21 protein-coding genes and 1 tRNA gene are annotated in these 24,815 nt (G+C 43.0%); 9 read left to right on the forward strand and 13 right to left on the reverse strand.

Annotated features, from left to right (window positions below):
• Positions 1 to 49 precede the first annotated feature (49 nt).
• Entirely contained in the window at positions 50 to 1,957 is a 1,908-nt protein-coding gene (locus tag TOL_RS10870) for a phytase (RefSeq protein ID WP_015487376.1), read from the forward strand.
• 72 nt (positions 1,958 to 2,029) lie between these two features.
• On the opposite strand, the gene uvrB is transcribed toward TOL_RS10870, so the two are convergent.
• Positions 2,030 to 4,066, reverse strand: a complete 2,037-nt coding sequence (uvrB, locus tag TOL_RS10875) for an excinuclease ABC subunit UvrB (RefSeq protein WP_015487377.1) — start codon at positions 4,064 to 4,066, stop codon at positions 2,030 to 2,032.
• 167 nt (positions 4,067 to 4,233) lie between these two features.
• Between uvrB and TOL_RS10880 the strand changes: the two genes are divergently transcribed.
• Positions 4,234 to 5,418: a pyridoxal phosphate-dependent aminotransferase gene (locus TOL_RS10880; RefSeq protein WP_338055007.1), complete on the forward strand. Its 1,185-nt coding sequence runs from the start codon at positions 4,234 to 4,236 to the stop codon at positions 5,416 to 5,418.
• A gap of 411 nt (positions 5,419 to 5,829) precedes the next feature.
• On the opposite strand, the gene hda is transcribed toward TOL_RS10880, so the two are convergent.
• Positions 5,830 to 6,525 (reverse strand): DnaA regulatory inactivator Hda, encoded by a 696-nt coding sequence (gene hda / locus TOL_RS10885; protein ID WP_015487379.1) that lies wholly within the window; start codon positions 6,523 to 6,525, stop codon positions 5,830 to 5,832.
• Between the two features lie 9 nt (positions 6,526 to 6,534).
• Positions 6,535 to 7,545 carry a DUF2066 domain-containing protein gene (locus TOL_RS10890; protein WP_015487380.1) on the reverse strand — a complete coding sequence of 337 codons (1,011 nt, stop codon included), beginning with the start codon at positions 7,543 to 7,545 and terminating at the stop codon, positions 6,535 to 6,537.
• 165 nt (positions 7,546 to 7,710) lie between these two features.
• On the opposite strand from TOL_RS10890, the gene purM reads away from it, so the two are divergent.
• The 7 genes from purM (at position 7,711) to TOL_RS10925 (ending at position 14,168) form a co-directional block, all read left to right on the forward strand.
• Positions 7,711 to 8,760: a phosphoribosylformylglycinamidine cyclo-ligase gene (gene purM, locus TOL_RS10895; protein WP_015487381.1), complete on the forward strand. Its 1,050-nt coding sequence runs from the start codon at positions 7,711 to 7,713 to the stop codon at positions 8,758 to 8,760.
• A complete protein-coding gene (gene purN / locus TOL_RS10900; RefSeq protein ID WP_015487382.1) occupies positions 8,757 to 9,443 on the forward strand; it encodes a phosphoribosylglycinamide formyltransferase in 687 nt (228 codons plus the stop codon). The genes purM and purN overlap by 4 nt, the downstream gene beginning before the upstream one ends.
• A 39-nt stretch (positions 9,444 to 9,482) precedes the next feature.
• Entirely contained in the window at positions 9,483 to 10,244 is a 762-nt protein-coding gene (locus tag TOL_RS10905) for a DUF3108 domain-containing protein (RefSeq protein ID WP_015487383.1), read from the forward strand.
• Positions 10,245 to 10,286: 42 nt separating this feature from the next.
• Positions 10,287 to 10,868, forward strand: coding sequence for a dCTP deaminase (gene dcd / locus TOL_RS10910; RefSeq protein WP_015487384.1), 582 nt, complete (start codon positions 10,287 to 10,289; stop codon positions 10,866 to 10,868).
• Positions 10,869 to 10,894: 26 nt separating this feature from the next.
• On the forward strand, positions 10,895 to 11,941 hold the full coding sequence (gene galE, locus TOL_RS10915) for a UDP-glucose 4-epimerase GalE (protein WP_015487385.1): 1,047 nt from the start codon (positions 10,895 to 10,897) through the stop codon (positions 11,939 to 11,941).
• A gap of 105 nt (positions 11,942 to 12,046) precedes the next feature.
• A tRNA-Asn gene (locus tag TOL_RS10920) sits at positions 12,047 to 12,122 on the forward strand.
• A 153-nt stretch (positions 12,123 to 12,275) separates the two neighbouring features.
• Positions 12,276 to 14,168 (forward strand): nucleoside-diphosphate sugar epimerase/dehydratase, encoded by a 1,893-nt coding sequence (locus tag TOL_RS10925; RefSeq protein WP_015487386.1) that lies wholly within the window; start codon positions 12,276 to 12,278, stop codon positions 14,166 to 14,168.
• A 34-nt stretch (positions 14,169 to 14,202) separates the two neighbouring features.
• Here the strand turns inward: TOL_RS10925 and TOL_RS10930 are convergent, their stop codons facing one another.
• The 10 genes from TOL_RS10930 to TOL_RS10980 all read right to left on the reverse strand — a co-directional run bounded on the left by TOL_RS10930 (position 14,203) and on the right by TOL_RS10980 (position 24,814).
• A complete protein-coding gene (locus tag TOL_RS10930) occupies positions 14,203 to 14,754 on the reverse strand; it encodes a sugar transferase (protein ID WP_041588482.1) in 552 nt (183 codons plus the stop codon).
• Positions 14,751 to 15,707, reverse strand: a complete 957-nt coding sequence (locus TOL_RS10935) for a UDP-glucose 4-epimerase family protein (protein WP_015487388.1) — start codon at positions 15,705 to 15,707, stop codon at positions 14,751 to 14,753. Before TOL_RS10935 ends, TOL_RS10930 begins: the two co-directional genes overlap by 4 nt.
• Positions 15,708 to 15,754: 47 nt before the next feature.
• Complete coding sequence (locus tag TOL_RS19525) at positions 15,755 to 16,099, reverse strand: IS3 family transposase (RefSeq protein ID WP_081601128.1); 345 nt, start codon at positions 16,097 to 16,099, stop codon at positions 15,755 to 15,757.
• Between the two features lie 7 nt (positions 16,100 to 16,106).
• Positions 16,107 to 17,738: an IS66 family transposase gene (gene tnpC, locus TOL_RS10945; RefSeq protein ID WP_015487390.1), complete on the reverse strand. Its 1,632-nt coding sequence runs from the start codon at positions 17,736 to 17,738 to the stop codon at positions 16,107 to 16,109.
• A 23-nt stretch (positions 17,739 to 17,761) separates the two neighbouring features.
• Complete coding sequence (gene tnpB / locus TOL_RS10950) at positions 17,762 to 18,118, reverse strand: IS66 family insertion sequence element accessory protein TnpB (protein ID WP_015487391.1); 357 nt, start codon at positions 18,116 to 18,118, stop codon at positions 17,762 to 17,764.
• Entirely contained in the window at positions 18,105 to 18,404 is a 300-nt protein-coding gene (gene tnpA / locus TOL_RS10955) for an IS66 family insertion sequence element accessory protein TnpA (RefSeq protein ID WP_015487392.1), read from the reverse strand. Before tnpA ends, tnpB begins: the two co-directional genes overlap by 14 nt.
• Before the next feature lie 197 nt (positions 18,405 to 18,601).
• Positions 18,602 to 19,756 (reverse strand): glycosyltransferase family 4 protein, encoded by a 1,155-nt coding sequence (locus tag TOL_RS10960; protein WP_051052405.1) that lies wholly within the window; start codon positions 19,754 to 19,756, stop codon positions 18,602 to 18,604.
• Between the two features lie 759 nt (positions 19,757 to 20,515).
• Positions 20,516 to 22,396 (reverse strand): HAD-IA family hydrolase, encoded by a 1,881-nt coding sequence (locus tag TOL_RS10970; protein WP_015487395.1) that lies wholly within the window; start codon positions 22,394 to 22,396, stop codon positions 20,516 to 20,518.
• Positions 22,393 to 23,541: a class I SAM-dependent methyltransferase gene (locus tag TOL_RS10975; RefSeq protein ID WP_015487396.1), complete on the reverse strand. Its 1,149-nt coding sequence runs from the start codon at positions 23,539 to 23,541 to the stop codon at positions 22,393 to 22,395. The genes TOL_RS10970 and TOL_RS10975 overlap by 4 nt, the downstream gene beginning before the upstream one ends.
• Positions 23,528 to 24,814 (reverse strand): ABC transporter ATP-binding protein, encoded by a 1,287-nt coding sequence (locus TOL_RS10980; RefSeq protein WP_015487397.1) that lies wholly within the window; start codon positions 24,812 to 24,814, stop codon positions 23,528 to 23,530. The genes TOL_RS10975 and TOL_RS10980 overlap by 14 nt, the downstream gene beginning before the upstream one ends.
• Position 24,815: the final 1 nt, after the last annotated feature.

A 24,815-nucleotide genomic window follows, 5' to 3' on the forward strand; every position in this document is an offset into this window, starting at 1 on the left:
GCCTCAGCTTAATATTGATCTAGAAAACACTATTTACAAGATGATAACTATGAAACTGCGTGTATTATTAACATCTATTTTTAGCATTGCGGCGGTTGGCTGCCAAGCACCGGAAGCGATGAACGGCGCCGTAAGCGAATCCGGTAAGATGCTGACACTCAAGACTACACCCTTGATGTTAACAGGTGAAACAGCATCACAAACAGCAAATGGATATTGGCTGAGCGTACAAGACGAAGGCGATATTAAAATATCCAATCAGTCTGAACAGACTATAGATGCACGAGGAATTTCAGCGGAATTTATTTCCAGCCGAACAGATGAAGAAGGCGAGTTTTTCGTCAGTTTAGATAGCAACAAAAATCGGCTGATAACTTACCGAGTAAAAAACAATACCATTGCAGATATCCGTTATGGCGAACCCCTTACGTATTCGGTGGAAGGCTTATGCTTGTATCAACCAAGCCAGCAAGAACTCAATGTATTTTTACTGGCGGAAGATCAAATAGCGCACCAATTGTTGCTTAGCGATAAGAGTAAAAATGGCATTTCACAGCAAGAAATTCGTCACTTTCCACTACCACCAAAAGCAGAATATTGTGTTGTAGATGATGTCACCGATCAATTATTTGTGAGCGAGGAAACCGTAGGAGTATGGGCATACAATGCCAGATCAGAAAGCCAAATCACACGCATAGCAGTCGATTTAGTTACACCATGGGGTAACTTAGTAAAAAGCAGCGGCCCTCTTGCAATTAGCCAAGGTTCGCTATTTATCGCCGAAAAAGATGGGCCTTATTTGCATTCTTATAGCATTGATAACATAGGTGCGCATTCTAATCAGCAATGGCAGTTTAGTTCCCCTCTATATAGTGACACCTTTACGATCAGCGACAAGCAAGGGATATCTTTATTAACCTTATCAGATGATATTAGTAAAAATTTATTTACCGCAGAGCTAATGCTAACTCCAAGAAGTAATCAGGGTAATGCGATTATGCAAGTAGCGGCTAACGCAGAAACGGATCCTATGGATGACAATGGCGATGCCGCGGATGATCCTGCCATATGGGTGAATCTTCGAAATCCGGAACAAAGCCGAATTTTAGGCACTAATAAGAAATTTGGTTTATACAGCTACGATTTACAAGGCAAAAAGTTACAAGAACTGATCGTTGGTCGTGTGAATAATGTCGATGTTCGCCAAGGGTTTACGTTCAAAGGTGAAGCAGCCGACATTGCGGCTGCAAGCCAGCGCGACCGGAACACCATTGCCCTGTTCCGCATCAACCCGAACAGCGGTGAGATGGTCACAACCAATGAAATCGATACTAATCTCGATGAAATATATGGCTTGTGTATGTATAAAAATCTGAATAATGAGTTTTATATTTTCATCAATGATCAAGATGGTCGATTTGAACAATACTCTGTGACAGATGACCCTTCTGGCTGGCAAGCGCAAAGAGTAAGAACATTTTCGGTTAACTCTCAGCCGGAAGGTTGTGCAGCGGACGATGCTAAACAACGCCTTTTTGTCGGCGAAGAGGATGTCGCCGTTTGGACATTGGATGCAGAACCAAACGCCAGCTCACAACTTGAGCTCGTTGCAGCGGTATCCGAAAAATTGGTCGCGGACATAGAAGGAATGGATATTTACCGTAGTGCGAATGCCGTTTATTTAATTGTTTCCAGTCAGGGCAATGATAGCTATGTTGTGTTTGATGCCGAGGCTCCGTACGAATATAAGGGACGTTTTCGAGTCGGAATGAACAGCGCTAAGAATATTGATGGAGCTTCGGAAACAGATGGTCTTGCGGTAACGTCAATTCCATTGAATAAGGACTATCCACAAGGGTTACTCGTAGTGCAAGACGGACGCAATTTACTGCCTAATGAGAAGCAAAATTTTAAATACGTCAGTTGGCAAGAGATTCAATCGAGCCTTAACATGTAATCAATAATTAAGCAGTATGTCGACAGGTAGTCGACATACTGCTTATTGTTTGATCGCCACTTTCTAAACGATTTAGCTGTTCGCAATCATTTGCTCTTTCATACGGTGCAGCAGATCTCGCAAGCGCGCAGCCTCTTCAAAATTAAGGTCTTTTGCAGCTTTAAACATTTGATCTTCCACTTCACTCACTCGTGCGCCGAGCTTATGAGCTGGTAAATGTTGCCAGTCATTTGCATTGTAGTCGGCTGCGTTTTCGGCCACTTTCTGTTTACTGCGACCATTGCGGTTATGGGTCTTTTTACCCGGTGCTGGCGTAGCTTCAAGAATATCTTCCACTGACTTCATGACGCCTTTCGGTGTGATGCCGTGTTTGGTGTTGAATTCCACTTGTTTTTCACGACGGCGATCGGTTTCGTCGATGGCTTTTTGCATCGAGTCGGTAATACGATCCGCGTATAAAATCGCTTTACCGTTAAGGTTACGGGCGGCACGACCAATGGTCTGGATTAAGGAGCGCTCAGAACGCAAGAAGCCTTCTTTATCAGCATCGAAAATAGCAACTAAAGAGACTTCGGGAATATCCAAACCTTCTCGCAATAGGTTAATACCCACCAACACATCAAATTCGCCGAGGCGCAAATCACGAATAATTTCCACACGTTCGACGGTATCAATATCTGAATGCAAATACCGCACGCGCACATGTTGCTCTTGCAAGAAGTCGGTGAGATCTTCCGCCATGCGTTTGGTTAATACGGTTATAAGAACCCGCTCACCTTTTGCGGTACGCTCATTTAGCTCATGCAGTACGTCGTCAACCTGACCTGTCGCTGGACGAATTTCAATCACAGGATCAATCAAGCCGGTTGGGCGAACGACCTGTTCAACGACGTTATCTTGGTGTTCTTTTTCGTAGTTACCAGGCGTTGCAGAAACAAAAATGCACTGCGGCACAATCGCTTCCCATTCTTCAAAGCGCATCGGGCGGTTATCTAACGCTGACGGCAAGCGGAAACCAAATTGTACAAGGGTCTCTTTACGCGAGCGGTCACCGCGATACATGCCGCCAATTTGTGGAATGGTCACGTGCGATTCGTCGACAAAGACAAGCGCGTCTTTGGGAATGTAATCAAATAAGGTCGGCGGCGGTGCGCCCTCTTCGCGACCTGACAAGTAACGCGAGTAGTTTTCAATACCCGAGCAGTAACCCAGCTCTTGCATCATTTCGATGTCGTAACGGGTGCGCTGTTCTAAACGCTGAGCCTCGACTAATAGATTTTCTTTGCGGTAGTAATCTAGGCGCTCATCCAGCTCAACTTTAATGCCGTCGATGGCGTCGAGAATTTTCTGACGCGGTGTTACATAGTGAGTTTTAGGGTATATCGTGGCACGAGCCAAACGATTGCGTATAGCACCCGTTAGAGGATCGAAGGTGCTGAGCTGCTCTACTTCGTCGTCGAATAATTCAATGCGTATGGCTTCGTCGTCGCTTTCCGCTGGGAATACATCAATCACTTCACCACGTACTCGGTAGGTGCCTCGATGGAAATCCATATCGTTGCGACTGTATTGCAGTTCTGCCAAACGACGTAAGATCGTACGTTGATCAACACGATCACCACGTACCATGTGCAGCATCATTTTCAAATACGAGTCAGGATCACCCAAACCGTAAATTGCGGACACGGTAGCCACGATAATGGCGTCGCGCCGTTCCAATAAGGCTTTGGTGGCCGACAAACGCATCTGTTCTATGTGTTCGTTTACTGAGGCGTCTTTATCGATAAAGGTATCTGACGACGGCACATAGGCTTCAGGCTGGTAGTAGTCGTAATAAGAAACGAAGTACTCAACCGCGTTATTGGGGAAGAATTCTTTAAACTCGCCATACAGCTGTGCCGCCAATGTTTTATTGTGCGCCATGATAATGGCTGGCCGTTGGCACTCAGCAATAACATTCGCCATGGTAAATGTCTTGCCGGAGCCCGTGACCCCTAGCAATGTCTGTTTTAACAGACCTGCGTTTATGCCCCCTACCAACTGTTTGATGGCGTTTGGTTGATCACCAGCGGGAGAATATTTGGATTTCAGCTCAAATGCCTTGCTCATCAGGATTCCAGTTAACGGCTAAATCTTGTAGCATTATACGGTTTTTTGCATGGCAGAACCGAAGTTCCGCTATGGCTAGGACTGTAACTGATTCAATTCGGTTCAACTAGGCCAAAGTCATACTCCTGCCGCGCAAGTCCCGACCACTGTCGTTTTTGAGGATACACATTTTGGACCTGCAACTGTCTGATCGCGTACAACAGATCAAGCCTTCTCCTACTCTGGCGGTAACCAACCGCGCTGCAGAACTCAAGGCAGCTGGCAAAGACATTATTGGCTTGGGTGCAGGTGAACCGGATTTTGATACCCCGGATCACATCAAACAGGCGGCAATAAAAGCCATTGAGAGCGGTTTTACGAAGTACACTGCGGTTGACGGAACGCCGGGACTAAAAAAAGCCATTATTGAGAAACTGAAGAACGACAATAATTTGAGCTACGAGGCGAACCAGATTTTGGTGTCTTGTGGTGGTAAACAAAGCTTCTTTAATCTTGCGCTGGCCTACATCAACAAAGGCGATGAGGTGGTTATCCCTGCGCCGTATTGGGTGTCGTATCCTGATATGGTGATCATTGCTGAAGGTGTGCCGGTTTGTATCGAAACCGATGAAAGCACGCGCTTCAAGATCACCCCAGAGCAACTAGAAGCAGCGATTACCGACAAAACGCGTTTGGTGGTATTGAACAGTCCATCAAATCCTTCTGGCGTTGCTTACACCAAAGAAGAACTGCAAGCGTTAGGTGCGGTGCTGCGCAAGTATCCGAATGTGTTGATCGCCACTGATGATATGTATGAGTACATCTGGTGGGCCGATTTCGCCTTTGAAAACATCGTGACGGCGTGCCCTGATTTATACGACCGCACCATCGTTCTTAACGGTGTCTCAAAAGCCTATAGCATGACTGGCTGGCGTATTGGCTATGCGGCTGGCCCTGCCAAGCTGATTGGTGCGATGAAAAAAGTTCAATCGCAAAGCACGTCGAATCCGACGTCTATTTCTCAGGTAGCAGCTGAAGCAGCGCTGAATGGCGGTCGTGATTGCGTTCTGCCTATGGTGAAAGCCTTTAAAGAACGTCACGATTACTTAATTGCGGCGCTGAATACCATTCCGGGTTTTAGCTGCATTGAAGGCGACGGTGCATTTTATGCCTACCCAAGCGTGAAAGAAGCGATGAAAACCGCTGGCATTGAAAGTGACGTTGAATTCGCTGAGAAGCTATTGCTTGAGGCGGGTGTTGCTTTGGTTCCGGGTTCTGCGTTTGGTACGCCGGGCTATATGCGCTTGTCATTCGCGACCAGCATGGATGTGCTGAAAGACGCGGTTGCACGCATTAAGAAAGTTCTGAGCTGAGATCATCTGGCTTTGAATTTAAAAACGCGGCTTATTAGCCGCGTTTTTTGTTTCTGAGGTTTTTAGCGGCTGACGCCGCGGTTTTCCCTTTTCGAGGATCTTATCCCCGCCCCCCTGCTTTGTGCTTTCTGGCCTGTATTTCCTCATCATTTTTCACCGATTACGATCACGGCCAGACTCGGCAGGCCAAGAGGCACGAAACGATATGCTTGAAATCGGATGGATCGTAGGAGCGAAACTTTTTCGCGAAAGCATTGAAAGTTAATTCGGCTCTTTATTTTGTAAAGCTTTCGCGAAAAAGTTTCGCTCCTACAAAAGATGTGCTGCTTTTTTAATCCGGCGTTGCGGATATCGTTGGCGGTGTTCGTTTTCTGCTTGAAGATAAGGCGGTAAAGCGAGCCGCTTCCATCCTCACCACCCCATCTCGGCCTTAATAAACGGGATCGTCAATTTCCGTTGTGCGGTTAACGACGCCTGATCTAAACGTTCGAGCAAATCAAACAGGGCTTGGCTATCGCGCGGCCCACGGGTAAGGATGTAACGCGCTACATCATCGGTTAGGTTTAAACCCCGACGATGTGCCCTTAGTAGTAGAGCCAGTACCTTTTCTTCATCAGCCAATGCCCCTACCTGATATACCATGCCCCAGCTCAAACGCGAGGTCAGATCTGGAAGCCGAATTCCAAGTTGTTGCGGGTTGGCGTTCGCGGCAATCAACAAATGGCTTTGTCGATCACGAATTCGATTAAACAGATGAAAGATGGCTTCTTCCCATTCTTCATTGCCAGCAATTACTTGCAGATTATCTAAGGCAACAAGCGGCAATTGCTCCATCGACTCCAGTACGCCGGGGCCCATTTCGACCAACTCGTCTAACGGTAGATAGACGCTGTGATGACCTAGGCCTTCGGCATAATGGCAAGCAGCCTGCAATAAATGACTGCACCCTACGCCTGATGCGCCCCATAAATAAATGAAGGGCTCACCGCGGGTAGTCCACTGCTGTTGCAGTGATTGAACGATTTGTTCGTTAGGGCCCGCGTGGTAATTAGCAAAACGGGCATCGTCGCGAATAACAACCGGAAGCGTTAACTGTTGATGTTCCATAACTGAATCTTAAGGCTGCCACTGCAAAGTATTAGGCTGATCGGTTTCTTTTAGACGTTTATCCAAAGCCAATACATCCCATGTCTGAGGCCAGCTGGTTGCTAACGTCAAACTGAGGGTGATTTCATCTTGGTTAACGCTGAGCACTCGGGTATTCGATATAGCTATGTGGGCATTAAGGTAGTTCAACAAACGCTGGTAATCGCTGAAGTTCGCCACATGATTCACTCGAATAACATAACCATCTGAGCTTTGTTCTGCATTTTCGGTCACGGCGTAACGGCTTGCTAAGGTATCGGCTAATTTGTCGGCAACTTGCAGAGCAAGAACCTCCGGTGACTCAGCTTGCACACTGAATTGGGTAGTATCGGCACCGTAACTGAATTGACCCGCAAAGTACCAAGACGATGCACTAGGAATAATGCGGCCTGCTAAATAGCCGTCCACTGGATAGCGTTCACTTGCAAGGGCGATATCCTGACTGAACAAGCCCCACAAACGCTCGACTGGCAAAGCAAGTTCGTCATCTAAGTCGTTGGAAGGAAATAGCACTGGGATGCCACGCTCTTCCATCGCATTTTGAATGGCGCTGCGCACAATAAGATCTTCTTGAGTCACCATGCGCTGCTGACCGTCAGTTTCTTGCGCCAACCATACTAAGGTTAGAGGTCGACTGCTGCCCCAGACCGGTTCGCCTGCCCGCTTCAACAGGGCTTGAATTTGACTAGCTGAGAAACTCACTTGCAGGAATAACTGGCTCTGCTCGCCTCGAACGTAGCGAATCTGGCTCACCATAGACTCAGCGTTGCTCTGCTCTTTTTGTAACAGAGGATTCTGCAAGGTGGCTGCGTGGCCCGATACTTTGACTAATACTTGCTGATAAGCCTGTTCAATACCGGCACGACGATTCGCCGCCGACTGATCAGTCACCACGACGCGCACGTCGTGCAATCCAGAAACGACGACGGCATGTGTGGTAAAGCTTAAAAAGCCCAACAAAATAAGCGCTGCAATCCGCACTTTTACTTCCTTAGATTGTTATCAGACGCGGTATTGTGCCATGAGCAACGAATATAACCAGTGAAGATAAGTGTTCTTTTACGCTTTTCGGCATTTCCATGATGCAGGATGCAACACAAATCGTTAGAATACGCGCCTTTCCATTGGCCACCCAGTGACAACGGCATGAGCGAATCAAAATCCCTGAGTTATAAAGACGCGGGCGTCGACATCGACGCTGGTAATGCATTAGTAGAACGGATCAAAGGCGTTGCAAAACGTACCCGTCGCCCTGAAGTCCTAGCCGGACTGGGAGGCTTTGGCGCACTGTTCGAACTTCCTCAGGGTTATAAACAACCTGTGTTGGTTTCGGGCACCGATGGCGTGGGCACAAAATTGCGCCTCGCTATGGACCTAAATAAACACGACACCATTGGTATCGACTTAGTCGCTATGTGCGTCAACGACTTAGTTGTTGCCGGTGCTGAGCCACTATTCTTCCTCGATTATTACGCGACCGGTAAGTTGAACGTTGACGTTGCCGCTGCGGTTGTTGAGGGTATCGGTGAAGGTTGCTTCCAAGCAGGTGCTTCTCTGGTCGGTGGTGAAACTGCCGAAATGCCAGGTATGTACGAAGGCGAAGACTACGATTTAGCGGGTTTCTGTGTCGGCATCGCCGAAAAAGATCAGCTGATTGATGGTTCTCGTGTTGCGGCTGGCGATAAGTTAATTGCCTTGGCTTCTAGCGGCCCTCATTCGAACGGTTACTCCTTGATTCGCAAGATCATCGAAGTATCGAAGGCTGATTTGTCTGCTGATCTTGATGGTCAATCCATTGCCGATGCCTTAATGGCACCAACCAAAATCTATGTGAAGTCGGTATTGAAGCTAATCAATGCGTCTGACATTCACGCGCTGTCTCACATCACAGGTGGTGGTTTCCAAGAAAACATCCCACGTGTTTTGCCAGACGACTGCAAAGCCGTGATTGATACCAACAGCTGGCAGTGGCCAGATGTGTTCAAGTGGCTGCAGGAAAACGGCAACGTGAAAACATCTGAAATGTTCCGCACCTTTAACTGTGGCGTTGGCATGATCATCGCGCTACCAGAAGACAAAGCAGATTCTGCCATCGCTCTTCTAAATGCCGAAGGCGAGCAGTCATGGCTTATTGGTGAAGTACAAGCACGCGCTGAAAATGAAGATCGCGTTGAGTTTCTTGGAAACCGCGCATGAGTGAAGGAGTCACATCGCTTTATGGCGCAACCGAGCCAGATACTCCTCGCGTTGTGATTCTGATTTCCGGTGGTGGCAGCAATATGACTGCCATTGCCGATCAGGTCAGTGCTGGAATGATAGATGCGGAAGTTGCTGCGGTTATTTGTAACAACCCTGAAGCTGCCGGCCTACAGAAAGCACGTGACCGCAATATTCCTACCGACGTTGTTGATCATCGTCAGTTTGCCAGCCGTGAAGACTTTGACCGTGCTTTAATGGCCAGCATTGATAGCTTCGAACCTGATTTGGTTGTGCTTGCCGGCTTTATGCGTATTTTGACGGCTGAATTTGTTAACCGCTACGAAGGGCATATGATCAATATTCACCCTTCTCTGCTACCGAAATATCAAGGCCTACACACGCATCAGCGTGCCATCGACGCCTGCGATACTCAGCACGGTGTAACGGTTCATTTTGTGACCGAAGTTTTGGATGACGGCCCGAATATTATTCAGGCCGTTGTTCCTATATTTGACGGTGACGATGCTGCGACACTGCAAAAGCGTGTGCAACAGCAAGAACACGTGATTTTCCCGATTGCCGTTAAATGGTTTGTGGAAGGTCGTTTACGCATGGTGAAGAACGCTGCTGAATTGGATGGCAATAAACTTCCGAGCACAGGTTTGCAACTGCAAGGTTAATCAACTGTCTTACACATCATCGATCAGGGAATGCTTACTATGATGTTTCGTTCAATTTTGTTGATGTGTGGCTTTGGGCTCTTAGCTGTTATGCCACTGACATTCGCAGACGATACACCGACAAAAACTTCAGAAACAAACGTCGCGACAACACCAACACCGGTAAGCCAAACTCTCACGCCGTTCAAAATTAGCTATCGCAGTGAATGGCACGTCGGTTGGTTTTCGTTTGATATCGATGCCTCTCGCACCCTGAAAAAATTAGACAACGGTGAGTGGGAATTAGTATTCGACGCTGAAGCGAGCGTTGCGAGCTTACGCGAAACCTCTCAATTCACGTTCGTAGATGGCCGTATCCTGCCGAACGCCTACAAATACCGAGCTTCTGGGCTAATCGATGAAGATGACCGCACGCTGACGTTTAAGGCTAACGATCAGACCGTTTTTAGTGATGAGAAAAACAAGCTTTATACCGACCAATGGCAAGACGACATACAAGACAACATTACTTATATGTTGCAAGCAAGTGTTGATCTGGCGAGCGGCCAAACCGAGTTTGAATACCCAGTATTCGAAAAGAAGAACTCTAAGCCCTTTCGCTTTAAAGTCGTGGGCGAAGAAGTACTCAAAACCCCTGCCGGTAAGTTCCGCGCGGTAAAAGTTGAACAATTACGCTCAGATAAACGTCGTCAGATATTTGCTTGGTTTGCAATTGATCAACACTATGCGTTAATTCGCATGACAGATAAAAAAGATGGCAAAACTCGCTATCAGATAGATGCAACCAAGCTTGAGTTTTAACCCGCTTGGCACCGCTAACAACGACATTTTTTGGAATACGACATGCGACTGAGTGATGGCGATATCGAACAACGAATAGCCGAAGGCCAAATCATTATCGAGCCTAAGCCGCCTGCGGATGCCATTGCAGGAATCAGTGTCGACTTACGCCTTGATCATCGCTTCCGGGTGTTCAGCAACAACTCGGTAACTCACTTAGACTTGTCTGGTGATCGCGCTCAGCTTGAACGCGATATCGACCGCATCATGAGCAAAGAAATCGAAGTGTCTGATGAGCGCGCGCTATTTATTCATCCCGGCGAACTTATTCTTGGTGCAACCATGGAATCGGTTACGATTCCAAATGACTTAGTCGGCTGGCTGGATGGCCGTAGCTCATTAGCGCGATTGGGCTTAATGGTACACGTAACGGCTGGACGCATTGATCCCGGCTGGCATGGGCAGATTGTTTTAGAATTTTACAACAACGGCAAACTGCCACTAGCGTTGAAGCCTGGCATGGTGATCTGTGCTATGTCGTTTGAGATGCTGAGTAGCCCTGCTCTACGTCCGTACAATACCCGCGCAAACGCAAAATACCGCGACCAAACTGGCGCGACTGGCAGCCGGATTTCCAAAGATTAAGACGACAAATTGAGGATAGAGACACGATGATGGCAACGATTTTAGTTACCGGTGGTGCAGGATATATCGGTTCCCACACTTGTATTGAACTTCTCGAAGCTGGTTATGACGTTGTTGTTGTCGATAACCTGAGTAACAGCAGCCCAGAATCGTTAGCTCGTGTCGAAAAAATCACCGGCAAAACAGTGACCTTTATCGAAGGTGATGTCCGTGATCGCAAACTATTAGGCCGCGTATTCACCGGTAATCAGATTCATGCAGCCATTCATTTTGCCGGGCTAAAAGCCGTTGGTGAGTCGTGCCAAATGCCGTTGGCCTATTACGATAACAACCTGAATAGCACACTCGGACTAGCACAAGTGATGGAAGAGTTTGGCGTTAAGAACTTAGTCTTCAGCTCATCAGCCACTGTGTATGGCGACCCTGAACAACTGCCGCTAACAGAAACCATGCCGTTATCAGCAACCAATCCTTATGGTCGTTCTAAGCTCATTATTGAAGAAATGCTGCGCGATCTGCCGGAAGCTGACAAGCTCAGTAACGCCACAACGCCATGGGCAGTGATTTTATTACGCTATTTCAATCCTGTTGGTTCACATAAGTCGGGCTTGATTGGTGAAGATCCCAAAGGCATTCCAAACAATTTAATGCCGTATATTTCCCAAGTAGCCGTAGGTCGTCGTGATCAACTCTCGGTATTTGGGGGCGACTATAATACCGTCGATGGCACTGGTGTACGTGATTACATCCACGTAGTCGACCTCGCCAAAGGCCACGTAAAAGCCGTGGATAACCTCCTAGGAGCGACCCCGGTCAGTGGCGTCGAAGCATTCAACTTAGGAACCGGTGACGGCGTTAGCGTACTGCAACTCGTTAACGCATTCGCAGAAGGCAACTCTGTACCTGTGCCCTACACCATTGTCGACCGCCGACCCGGTGACGTCGCCGCCTGCTACGCCAACGCCGAAAAGGCTCTGGACATATTAGGCTGGAAAACCGAGCTGTCGTTAACCGACATGGTCGTTGATACGTGGAACTGGCAGAAGCAGAATCCAAACGGCTACAGCCTGTAAATTAATTGTTAGCTTTGAAAATAACTAACAAAATCAAACACTTTTAAGCAAAGTGCTGTTGACAGCAAGAAAACCGCTGGCATAATACGCAGCACTTACTGATGTTCCCCGATAGCTCAGTCGGTAGAGCAGTAGACTGTTAATCTATTGGTCGTTGGTTCAAGTCCAACTCGGGGAGCCACTCCTTTTATCCGTTCGGATAATTTTCGTTTAAACGAAACCTAAAAGACTTAATTTCGTCATATTTATCAATGACTTTACTTAGTATTTAAGGCAAATTTCTGATTATTTGCTAAACTTCGTGTATCTTAATTCACGATGAATACAGGAACGTATGATTCGCTATCTACTTGATATGTCTCGCTCAAGAAAGCGTCTAGTTTCCCTTGCCTATGATTTTGTAGCCATACCTTTGGCGATATACATGGCCATGGCTTTACGCTACGGCACAATGAACTTAAACATAACTGAAAATCTAGTTTACACTGCGGCCATTACCGCTTTAGTAACTTCCGCGGCTTTTATAAGACTAGGACTCTATCGCGCTGTAGTGCGGTTCATGACGGAGAGAGCTTTCACCTCTCTGATGTTAGGCATTGCAATATCGGCATTAACCTTAGCTACGAGTGCATTCTTACTTCAAGCAGCTGTGCCACGCTCAAGCATCATTATATATACTTTTACAGCGTATATGTTTTTAGGTGTACCGAGATTATTTGTGCGGGGTATGGTTGCACAACTAATTAAATCCAATGCCGAGCCGGTTATAATCTACGGAGCAGGTAAACAAGGCATGTCACTAGTTCATGCTCTTTCTTCAAGCGAATTCTATCGTCCTGTTGCCTTTGTTGACGACTCAAGAAAAAAACAAAAAACATCAATTCAAGGCTTAAAAGTATGGCCGAGCAAACAACTAGATGACCTCTGTGACACTTACGGTGTAAAAAAAATACTGCTAGCCGTTGGCAAAACTAACATGCAGACGAGAAAACATTTAATTGAAGAACTTGCTGAGCGAAAATTAGAGATACTGATCACTCCTTCTTTTGGCGATATTATTAGTGGCCGCGCAAAAATTGAGGAGGTTCGAGAAGTTGATATAGAAGACCTCTTGGGCAGAGACTGCGTTGCACCAAACAGCACCCTACTGGAAACTAGCGTTAGAGACAAAGTTGTTCTCATTACCGGTGCCGGTGGTTCTATTGGTTCTGAACTATGTCGCCAAGTTCTGATGAAAAAACCGACAAAACTGGTTCTATTGGAACTTAACGAATTTAGTCTTTATAGCATTGAACAAGAACTACAAGCGACAAATGAAGAACTAAAACTTTCAGTGCCTATAGTTTCAATTTTAGGTTCGGTCCAAAAGCAAAATCGCCTAGAAACTATCTTTAAAACATTTAACGTCCAAACCATATATCACGCGGCAGCATACAAACACGTCCCGATGGTCGAATGCAATGTTGTCGAGGGCGTGAGAAATAATGTATTTGGTTCATGGTATTGCGCTGAAGCAGCCATTACATCGGGTGTGGAGCGTTTCATCTTAATATCTACTGACAAAGCGGTTCGTCCAACCAACGTAATGGGCGCATCAAAACGTATGGCAGAACTCGTCCTGCAAGCTCTGTCAACTCGCCAAACAGACACCCTATTTTCCATGGTGCGATTCGGTAATGTACTCGATTCATCAGGCTCCGTGGTGCCACGATTTCGTAAACAAATAAAAGAAGGGGGGCCTATAACTGTAACCCACCCAGATATTATTCGTTATTTTATGACGATTCCCGAAGCGTCACAGCTAGTAATTCAAGCCAGCGCCATGGCTAAAGGCGGCGACGTATTCGTATTAGATATGGGCGAACCTGTCAAAATCGTTAGTCTTGCAAAAAAGATGATTCACCTCTCTGGTTTAACAGAGAGGACCGATATAAATCCTAACGGTGACATAGAAATTCAATTCACGGGACTTCGTCCTGGAGAAAAATTATTTGAAGAACTGTTAATCAGCGAAGATGTTGAGGGTACCGAACATCCGCGTATAATGACCGCAAGCGAAGTACATCTTAACTGGCCAGAAACACATAATCTTTTAAATCGTTTAGATAAAGCTTGTCATAACTTTCAGGTAGACAAAGTAATAAGCCTATTGCAAGAAGCGCCAGCGGCTTACGACAAGCAAAATGACTGTACTGACTGGGTATTAAACGAACCAAATAGTCTTTGATTATCTTCTAGATCTATGGGAGATCTTTCAGCTACTAATTGCGAATTCGATCTCCTGTACCTCCACCACCAAGAGTTTTAAAAATCATAGAAAAATAACTTTTAAGGGACATTTCTTTAATCATCTTTGCGTCTATATTAGCTAAATCCCTTGGTGTAGACATATCAATTCCACTTAATTGAGCGAGACCTGTTATTCCTGGACGCACAGCGTATACATCTAAAGCGCTTCTCTCAATTATTAGCTCTGTCTGATTTAATAAATTGGGACGAGGACCAACTAAACTCATATCACCTTTTAGGACATTCCAAAGTTGGGGTAACTCATCCAATTTAGTTTTTCGTAAGAATGATCCTAACTTAGTTACCGATGTAGCTGACGCGAGATGAGTTGCTACTGATTCAGTATCAACTTTCATCGTACGAAATTTAACGAGCATAAATGGACTTCTATCTCTTCCTATCCTCTGCTGCCGAAACAACGGTGATCTCGAATCACTTAGTGCGAGTATATAAATAAGCACTAACAATGGGAAACCCAACACCAATCCCAGCAGGGAAAACAAAATATCAAAAAAACGTATCAACGGCGATCACCTTGGATAAAAGCATCAACAGTTACTTTAATACCCTGTTCAACTGAAAACGGCGGACTCCAATTTAAAAGTTTCATGGCATAACTGGAATCAACTTCTAAATTACCTACTAACCTATCTACAATCTTTGACTTCCCTAAAATAACGCCGAATAAACGAAATAAAAAACTAGGTAGTGGCCATAACTGGGTTTTTCGCCCCATGCTCGTTCTGATTAATGTCATCAATTCTGCCAGCGACAACGATTTCTGATCAGCAACTAAAAACGTTTGTGACGTTGCCTTCGGATGAGTGCAACAAAGTATGATAAAATCTACTAAATTCTCAACGTATATCATAGACCTCACATTACTAACCAAAGAGAATGGCAAAGGAATACGACTATCGGCAAGCTTTAACAAACTTAGAAAATTAGCCCTAACGCCTGCCCCGTAAACCAAAGGAGGACGAATAATCACAACTTCAAGTCCCGTCGATGTTGCTAACTCGCGAAGCCCAATTTCCGCTTCAAGTTTAGAAATTCCATAGGCATCTAAAGGATTTGGAGCATCGTATTCGGTAAAAGGAGGACGTCCATTAGTATTTTCTCCATTTACCTTAATCGAACTGACGAATACAAACCTTCTAACGCCAGCTGCTGCCGCCTGGCGAGCAAGATTGAGAGTACCTTCTACATTAACACAGCGCACATCTCGTAGAGCTGCAGCGTCAGACCCTCGTACTACGCAAGTACGGGCCGCCAAATGTATAACTACATCTATATCTAAAAGTATTTGAGACCAGTTAGTATTTTCATCGATACGATCAACTGCTACTAAATTAGAATCTCTATCAAAATCATCTGGCAACACTCTAATTGCACCAACAAAATCAATATGCGCAGCCAACAAACCTGCTGTTAAATGCCGGCCTAAAAAACCATTAGCTCCAGTAACTAAATACATCCCACTCCCTCGATTATGGTGTTAACCATAAAAATCAGACACTCTGACTATACAACTATTGCCGCCTCTTCCTCAAACGCGATTGGACTCATATCGTCGTTTGCTGAATGCCTTCCTTTAAGGTTATAAAATATTTCGATATACTTGAAGATACCTGATTTCCAAACTTCGATCGAACTATAATTTTTCGCGCATACAAGCTCCACTTTTAATCGACTGAAGAATGATTCCATAAGTGCGTTACCCCAACAGTTTCCTTTAGGACTCATACTCAAACGGCAACCATTTAATCGCAGATAATCAAGGTAACCTTGAGCACGACACTGCGCCCCACGATCTGAATGGACGATTAAGCAAGGTGTCGTTTTTCGTAAGCGCTCAAACAACCCCATCTGCCAATTAAATAACCGCCAGTTCTATATTTTCCGGCAGCAGTTTTTCAATATCGTCCACCGTTTCACAGTGCGGTAATCGCGTCAGTACCGTACGTAAATACGCGTAAGGCTCTAGGTCGTTCGCTTTGGCGGTTTCTATTATGCTGTACAGCATGGCGCTGGCTTTTGCGCCACGTTGGCTATCGCTAAATAACCAGTTCTTGCGTCCAATCGCAAACGGCCGGATAGTATTTTCGACGGGATTATTATCTATATGGAGTCGGCCATCGCTGATGTATACCGTGAGCTTATCCCAGTTTTTATCGAGGTATGCTAAGGCTTCGCCCGTTTTTCCTTTCGGCAGGGTTTGTTGCAGCGCTTTATCCAACCAGGCTCTGAGTTTATTAAGCTGAGGCCGACTTTTTTCTTGTCGGATTTTGTGTTTTTGATCGGCCGGTTGGTCTTTGATGCTAGCTTCGATGGCGTAAAGCCCTTTGATCATGGTGATCGCCATATCGGCTTTGCTGACTTTCCCTTTGGGACTAGGGCTGACTTTTTGAGCGTCGATAAATTTACGACGAGCATGAGCCATGCAGCCCAGCGCGACGATACCTTCTTGCTGCCCAATGCGGTGATAACCCGCGTAATCATCAGTTTGCAGGTAGCCTTGATAGTCACCTAATAGTGAGGCTGCAACGTCGGTACGTCGACTACTAGCGTAATCAAATAAGATGATGGGATGTTCTCGATCACCGGTTTTTCGGACCCACATGTAGCTGAGGCTTTCGGCCGTTTTGTCCGGTTCTTTTAATACCTGTACCCGAGTTTCATCCATGTGGATGTAGCCACTATCCAGAAGTTGATCATTGAGTAGGTTGTAAAGCGGTTGCAGACATTCACTACTTTTAATCATCCAGTTGGCTAAGGTGTTACGCGGTAAATGAATGCCCATTCGTTTAAAAATGGTTTCCATCCGGTAAAGAGGTAAACCGTCTTGATATTTGGCAACCGCAATGTGGGCGAGTAAGCCTGGGCTAGCATTGCTCTTAGGAAGCGGTTGTTTCGGAAGTTCAGCAATGTGCACGCCGGTTTCGCAGGCCTTACACGTGTATTTTTTGCGAGCATGAACGAGTACCTGAACCACGGCAGGAATAATATCCAGTTGTTCGCTGGTGTCTTCACCGATACAGGTTTTTACACAGCCACATGCACAACGTTTATCGGCTTCAGCAAGGTCGTGTTCGATACGTACTCGCGGTAATACCGCAGGCAGAGGTTTACGTCCGGAGGCTTTTTTAGGCGTAGACGATACAGCATCAGAGGCCAACTCTGCGGTGCTTACTTCGGCATCGATGGACTCTGCGATTTCAGGGGCGAAGGCATCGTCCTCACGTTCGACTTCATCAAACAATTCGGCTTGCTGATCACTCTTCTCGCTGCTTTTACCAAACTGACGCTGTTTAAACAGAATGATCTGCTCTTCCAAAAACTGGATACGTGATTGTTTCTTATTTAACAGTACTTGATGGTGATGAATTAATTGTTCTTTTTTTTTCAACTGATTCTGTTGCGATTGCAATAACTGGTGCTGCGCTAAAAGCTGTTGTTTTAGCGCAACAATATCGTCAGGTAAGTGATCAGTCGGTGGTGTTTTCATGGGGTTGGATTATACCAAACCCGTTAATTTATAGCAGAGTAAAATAGCGTTTCATGCGGTTTATTATTAAAAATATCCAGCCCATCCAATAATAAGTTCAGCTGGTAACCGTCGATGCAGAGAGATGCAGTGTCGGTCGGCTTTAGCCATTTAAAGCGATGCTTTTCCAACCGTTTGTACCACAGCACAAAGCCATTGCGCTCCCAGTACAGTAGCTTAACTTTATCGCGGTTACGATTACAAAAGACGAACAGCGCATTGATCATGGGGTTGAGTTCTAACTCCTGCTCAATCAGAGCGGACAAGCCATTAATCGACTTGCGCATATCCACCGCGCCTGCGTATAAATACACCTGAACCGATGCGCTAGGCCGAAGCATACAAAAGTCCTCGGTCATTGAGAGCCAGCAATAGATCGGGTAAGGCCTCGGCTGACAGTTCAATCAACACCTGCGAGCCTAATCGTAGTCGTGCAGGAGCCGAAGACGTTAGAGTGATAGGGATCAGAGCCTTGGTTTTCGTTAACTGGGTCTTGGGCGACAAACGTTTACGCCAATACTGAAAATTATGAACGGCTATGTTGTGCTGCTGGCAAAAGGCGACTTGCGATAATCCACTGGCGTGCCAGAGATTAAGGTGTTGTTGCCATTGTTCCGATTTGGTCATGAGCTGTCTCGTTAAATAATTTGAAGACAGCTTAAATGGATTTTGGCGTGGGTTTTAGATGGGGTTGTTTGAGCGCTTACATTGTTCCGATTTGGTCATGAGCTGTCTCGCTAAATAATTTGAAGACAGCTTAAATGGATTTTGACGTGGGTTTTAGATGGGGTTGTTTGAGCGCTTACGAAATACTACTAGATGCCTTATGTAAAACTTTCAACTTTCAATAAAAGTCTTTGGTATAGTTTATTTGTTTTTTCAAAAACCAACTCCTGAGAGAACTGAAGAACTACTTTGTCACGGCCACACCGCCCCATCTTAAGGTAGTTTTCATCCTCAAAAATATCTAATAATCTTTTCTCTAGCATCGCAGGCTTATTAGGATCGACTAGATAACCGTTAAAACCATTCTCGACGATAGCATTACACCCTGAGACATTAGTCGCTAGAAGAGCCCTGCCACATGCAGCGGCTTCAATTAAGATACGAGGAACTCCTTCACCATAAACTGTGGGTAAACATACCAAGTCGACCGAATGCAACAAGGAAACCATATCCGAAACATTTCCTAGCCAGACAATATCTCCTGCACTATGCATTCTCTCAACATCTGTAATAGGTATGGCTTCATTTACATCATCATCTACGATACCAGCAACTAATAAAGTGAGCTGTGCACCCTCACAATTGAGCTTCTTGACCGCTCGAGCGATGTTATAAAATCCTTTAGACTTTAAAAGCCTTGCAGCGAACAAAATATATCTATTACCAGGCGGGACTTTATAAAAATATTTTTCAGTATCTACTCCCGCCCCATAAATCACTTCCCCCCGGTTCTCTTTGACGATCTTGTACCGGGTGAACTTTTCAAAGTCATCACTATTTTCAAAAACGAAGTATGAGTACTTACTCTGCGCGACTTTGTATAATAAACTTACGAAATGCCTTACAAAGCAAAATAGAATAGATTTTGAGCTGTACACTAAGCCAAGTCCAGTAACAGCAACAACCTGAGGCTTTTTTAGAAATACCTTAACCAAAATCCCTGTATAAATATTAGGTTTTATTGTAACAGAATGGATAATCTCTGGACCTATACTTTTAAGTAAGAACCCAAGCGAAATCAGCGTTCTAGCTTCAGAAATCGGATTTAAACCTTTCCGAGATAAATCTATATCGTAGCAATGTATACCCAAACCGCACATACGACTTCGGATATTTTCACTAGAAAATCGAGTAATCAAGAAAACATCAAATCCAACTGATTTAAAAAATAAAGCACGATCCAACCAATGAAGATCAAAATACCAGTCGACATTAACAACAAAAACTAGCCTCTTTCTATCTTTAGTCATCATAGCCTCTCTTGGAATAAGTCAAAGCAAAAGCTCTAAAAAATAAAAATAAAGTAAGCAACGAGAAATAAGTGAAACTGGTTTCAAAACCCAAGAAATATAATACCGAAAAAATGAGGATTAAAACCAGATAGTAATATACACGACCTGTCGTGGCATTAAATAGAGAAAAATTACGAATTACAGAAGAAAACTGAAACTTATCCTCCCTAACTCTCTCAATACTATTATGCAACGGAAAAATAAGAATCATATACAACATTACTTCAGATGAAAAACCAAAGACTAAAAGAAGTGGAATATAATAACGAGAAGTAACCATTAAAAAGTGAAGCAACAACCTAAAGCGTATAGGCACAGAATTATATATAATATGAAGTAAATAAATTATAAAAAAAACAAGGATAACCCATGGCATTTCTAATACGAAAAATGATATTAGAATTGAAGTGAAGAATCTAAAAAGAAATATAACCCTAATATTACGCTCTATAAATTTCCTTTCCGTTAGCCCCAACCTTTCCGTTTTATTAGTTTCATACTTACTACCAAAACAGTCATTAATCATATAGCCAATTTCATAGGGTATATATACCAACATAGAACAGAAAAAAACTCTAACTAAATCATACAGATCGGCTTCGTAATAAAAATAAGAGAAGTAAATTAAAGTGAAAAAATATATAAACAAAAAAGATAACTTTCTCGACCATCCTTTAGTTCTAGTTTTGAAAAAATATAAAAATGGAACAAAACTCCAAATCACCGGATCAACCTCTTAACTAACTTACGGGTTCTATCGTTATCAAGAAAACTACCCAATCTAACGATTGGAAGCATAAAACCATATCCAGAATTCACTAACGAGCCTTCTAACCATATACTCCTCATTAGATCAGACAAAAAACTTCTATTAAAACCAACTTTAGATACCAGCTTTCGGCTACCACCCGTATCAAAATCACTCACAAGCTTAGTAAACTCAAAAGGGGGGGTTGTTGCGAAATTCAAAAATAATTTTTGAGAAATGATTTTAACATCAAAATCGGTGTAAACAGTTGATCTCCTAAAGTCAATGTAAGCATTCACAATATTACTAAAATCAAGATCCTTCACAGGAAAGGCAGGGGTATCGTAGAGCTTTGAAAGAACAGGAACAATACGCTTCGATTCACAATCTTCTAAATAAGTCAACGTTGTGCCATATGAGGCAGGACTCAAAATAGCCTCAAAAGCTCCAAAACCTCTATAAACAGAAGGTATCAAAGCTTGATCAGCCTTAGCAAAAACAACGCCATCACCGTGAGGATTATAGTACCTCTTGTCTACACCAAAATATCTCGCAGATAGCGGTGTATTTAAGATCGAGTTTATAGACTTTTCGATAGTACCTCCCCATCCGACATCAGCTAGCAGAACATTATTGAAATCATACTGTTCCAAGTATCTTTTCAAATTCAAATCATGAATCTGCTTAAGCTCTGGTAATGAACAGTCTTTATGAGCGTTAAAGATTTCTTTAGCATACGCCTGACTATCAGAAACTGTTTGATCAATATCGAACACGCCACGACTAAGAAAAATAACGTCTGAAGATATAGATAGGCCTTTGAGTTGACAATAATTGTTAAAAATCTGATGCAAAAAAATCCCTTCCCTTGCCACAAAGAGAACAGATTTATTTAGTTTTATAGCTTCATTGGCTAATTTTTCAATATAAAAAAAACATGGAAAATAGATATTAACGGCTACATAATCATTAATAAACGACTCATTCCTATATGGAATATTCGACAAATAAATATCATATAAATCCTCTAAAGCAAGCTTATACAAACTATCTTTAGTTAAGGATTTGACTTTCGACCTCTTCACAAGTATCGGCGAAATACCGGAGGCCTTTGCCCCTTTGATATCTGAGAATATATTATCGCCGATATGAACACAACGATCAGCAGTTAAGGAGTTTTCAATAAGATACTTCTCAAAGAGCCTACCTGTACTTTTTAACTTTCCAGAGTCGGACGAAACATATACGTTCTCGAACACATCAACAAATCCAAGAGAGTTCAAGATAAACCTGATAGAATGTATGTCCAAATACATATCTGAAATTGCGAACAACCTCTTTCCTTTTCTAGTAAGTATATTCACGAAATTTAGTACACCAGGCTTAACAGTTAAAGCTGTCAGCTCCAAATTCAACTCAATATCGAGAAGACATTTAAATATTTCTTCATGGTTTCTATCACAGATCGTATTTACTAGGGTATCAATTAGATCTCTAATATTTACCTCTCCATCACCTCCTTCCTTAAGATTTCTTTCTCGTAACTCCTTTCCCACTCGAGCCCTGGCAATAAATAGGTCATCTGCACTTACAGCATATCCTAGGTTATTTAGGCACTCGGCCCATAAATCTACTATTCTACGCTGCCAATCCTCGGGCCGAAAATTCTTACGTTCAATCAAAGTATCAAAAATATCAAAACTAAACGCCTCATACTTATCCAGAATTACTTTTTTATCTAATAAGGACTCTAAATCAGATGTAGTCGAACCAAAAATATAGAACAACTTATAAAAAAGATTAGAAGCTATATTAAGTAAATCAGTACTTATATATGGCATCTTCGGGATCATCTAATAATCCTTAACAATAGCCTACCCAGAAAACTACTTTTAATCCTATCAATCTGAGAAACGAGAGATCCATTAATCTCTGTTAAGTTCAAAATTTCCATGTTTTTCAATGAATCATCTTCTATTAACTCGTCAATCCTTTTACTCCTAAACTTACTTTCTTCTAATAACCTATTAATCTCATTATCATTTTTCAGCTGCCTAGCGCTTAATTCTTCCAATATTGAAGTTTCAGCATTCGAAATAAGAAGTTTCTCTCGCACCAAGCGATCTTCTTCTTCTTTTTTCTTTATTTGCTTTTCTAGCTCGTTAACTTTAAAGATGTTTTTAGTCAAATCAATTTGGTGTTCATGTAAACCCTGAATTAATCTCAATCGATTTGCTTCAAGTATGCCAAGCATCGGGCCTAAAATCATAATATTATTAAGGAACTGATTTAGCTCTTCGGTAATAAGGTTTTCTGATATCAATATACCTAGCCCATATAAAGAGGGGAACTTATAGTATTTTAATCCACTATTACTCTTTAAAAAATCATCAATAGCTGTCTGAACACCATTACATGCTCCTCCATATTCATCAGCCATAGCATACGTTGTACCATTTGGAAATCCGCGATCACTAAAACCATTTGTTTCTAAATGAAGACTCTTATTGTATGAATAATCTCTAATATAATTTTCATTAGGATTATAATATATATCCCTACGAGCCCAAGGCCAGCCTACATCATGCAAAAGACAAACCATTCCATCTAGACCATTCGCAAATTTTATACTATCAAGTTCCATCTTAACCGTAGAATAATTGTGATCACCATCTAGAATATATATATCAGCTTTGCCACCATCGGAAAAAAAATCTAAAGATGTCTTTTCATGAAGCTGAGCATATTCAAGCTCCTTAACAGGCTCTGACAACAGAGGGTCTACGATAACTAACGTCCGCTCATTGTCGACACAATACTCTTCAAGGAGTTTACTTGTATATCCTAAATTAGCACCTACCTCACAAATTATTTGGTGGGGAACTTGCTTAAATACCTGTACAAATATCGGCCAAAATGTAACCATTTCGGTTAAATTATAGGTATCTATAAAATACTTAGGTAAACCTAATTCTTCTATAACTTCATTTGATAACATAATCGTTTACCTTAAAATCATTGAAGGGTACTGAAAAAATACCATGTTCAATATGAGGAGTAACACAGTGCAATATTTCGAAATCATTTACCCAGCACTGAACATCATGAACGACTTCATTACTTTGATCGACAAAGCCCAAACCAAGAGTGAGCGTATATTCGCCTGTTTGTAGATTAGGCCAATTGAATTCAAACTCTATCTTCGTAAAATTTTCAACTGAAAATTCTTCACGTAAAGAAAGACTATTCTGGCCGAATATCTTTTGACCAAATTTATCTCTAAAGAAAAAACCTACGACAGGTTTTCCTGTCAAACGTTTAGCAATATTAGATTTAACCAATAATGATATGGTTATAACATCCCCATGATTGACAATACTTGTCTTACTATCATTTACAACCAAAGAGTACTTACTGATTTCATAATCCCTTAATCCACTGAGAGCATTTGAGTCCACATCTTTGAAATCATTAATGGCATTATTTAAAGAACTTAAATTATCGGGAAGTAAAGTATCACCTGATTCGATATTTTGGACTTGGGACTTAGAATGAATAATTTCATTATAATATTTTATTGCTTGCTTTGTTGGTCCATCAAAAATAATTAGACCTTCACTTAAAACAATACATCTATTCGCAACTAAAGATAATGTTGCGAAATCATGAGTAACGAATAGCTTAGTTTTGTTTTTTAAAGTTCCGCTTAGATGTGCAAAACATTTTTGCTGAAACAACACATCACCTACAGAAAGCGCCTCATCAACAATTAGGATATCTGGTTGTAAGTGCGCTGATACTGCAAATGCAAGTCTTACAAACATCCCGCTAGAGTAAGTTTTAACAGGTTGATAAACGTGATCACCTATATCTGCGAAGTCTATTATTTTTTGTAACTTTTCTTGAGTTTCTAAACGAGATAATCCGAATATCGATGCGTTAAGAAATACGTTCTCAATACCTGTGTATTCAGGATTGAACCCTGCTCCCAATTCTAAAAGTGCAGCGATTCGACCATCCACATGACAACTACCATGTGTAGGATTCAACGTACCCACTATCATTTGCAAAAGAGTGGATTTACCTGCTCCATTAAGGCCTATAATTCCTACAGATTCACCTTTCTTTACTTCAAAAGAAATACCCTTAATAGCCCAAAATTCTTTACCAATTTTCTTATTAAATATAATTTCCTTAAGCTTATCAGAGGGCTTATCATAGACAAGATAACGCTTTTTCAAGTCTTTTACTGATATAGCAATTTCATTCATA

Source organism: Thalassolituus oleivorans MIL-1, from assembly GCF_000355675.1.
GTDB lineage: Bacteria > Pseudomonadota > Gammaproteobacteria > Pseudomonadales > Oceanobacteraceae > Thalassolituus > Thalassolituus oleivorans.

What these genes read in the sequence shown, in the direction of transcription:
- TOL_RS10870 (WP_015487376.1), top strand. Translation starts at nt 50, where the DNA reads ATGAAACTGCGTGTATTATTAACATCTATTTTTAGCATTGCGGCGGTT.
- uvrB (WP_015487377.1), bottom strand. Translation starts at nt 4,066, where the DNA reads ATGAGCAAGGCATTTGAGCTGAAATCCAAATATTCTCCCGCTGGTGAT.
- hda (WP_015487379.1), bottom strand. Translation starts at nt 6,525, where the DNA reads ATGGAACATCAACAGTTAACGCTTCCGGTTGTTATTCGCGACGATGCC.
- purM (WP_015487381.1), top strand. Translation starts at nt 7,711, where the DNA reads ATGAGCGAATCAAAATCCCTGAGTTATAAAGACGCGGGCGTCGACATC.
- purN (WP_015487382.1), top strand. Translation starts at nt 8,757, where the DNA reads ATGAGTGAAGGAGTCACATCGCTTTATGGCGCAACCGAGCCAGATACT.
- TOL_RS10905 (WP_015487383.1), top strand. Translation starts at nt 9,483, where the DNA reads ATGATGTTTCGTTCAATTTTGTTGATGTGTGGCTTTGGGCTCTTAGCT.
- dcd (WP_015487384.1), top strand. Translation starts at nt 10,287, where the DNA reads ATGCGACTGAGTGATGGCGATATCGAACAACGAATAGCCGAAGGCCAA.
- galE (WP_015487385.1), top strand. Translation starts at nt 10,895, where the DNA reads ATGATGGCAACGATTTTAGTTACCGGTGGTGCAGGATATATCGGTTCC.
- TOL_RS10925 (WP_015487386.1), top strand. Translation starts at nt 12,276, where the DNA reads ATGATTCGCTATCTACTTGATATGTCTCGCTCAAGAAAGCGTCTAGTT.
- TOL_RS10935 (WP_015487388.1), bottom strand. Translation starts at nt 15,707, where the DNA reads ATGTATTTAGTTACTGGAGCTAATGGTTTTTTAGGCCGGCATTTAACA.
- TOL_RS19525 (WP_081601128.1), bottom strand. Translation starts at nt 16,099, where the DNA reads ATGGGGTTGTTTGAGCGCTTACGAAAAACGACACCTTGCTTAATCGTC.
- tnpC (WP_015487390.1), bottom strand. Translation starts at nt 17,738, where the DNA reads ATGAAAACACCACCGACTGATCACTTACCTGACGATATTGTTGCGCTA.
- tnpB (WP_015487391.1), bottom strand. Translation starts at nt 18,118, where the DNA reads ATGCTTCGGCCTAGCGCATCGGTTCAGGTGTATTTATACGCAGGCGCG.
- tnpA (WP_015487392.1), bottom strand. Translation starts at nt 18,404, where the DNA reads ATGACCAAATCGGAACAATGGCAACAACACCTTAATCTCTGGCACGCC.
- TOL_RS10960 (WP_051052405.1), bottom strand. Translation starts at nt 19,756, where the DNA reads ATGATGACTAAAGATAGAAAGAGGCTAGTTTTTGTTGTTAATGTCGAC.
- TOL_RS10970 (WP_015487395.1), bottom strand. Translation starts at nt 22,396, where the DNA reads ATGATCCCGAAGATGCCATATATAAGTACTGATTTACTTAATATAGCT.
- TOL_RS10975 (WP_015487396.1), bottom strand. Translation starts at nt 23,541, where the DNA reads ATGTTATCAAATGAAGTTATAGAAGAATTAGGTTTACCTAAGTATTTT.
- TOL_RS10980 (WP_015487397.1), bottom strand. Translation starts at nt 24,814, where the DNA reads ATGAATGAAATTGCTATATCAGTAAAAGACTTGAAAAAGCGTTATCTT.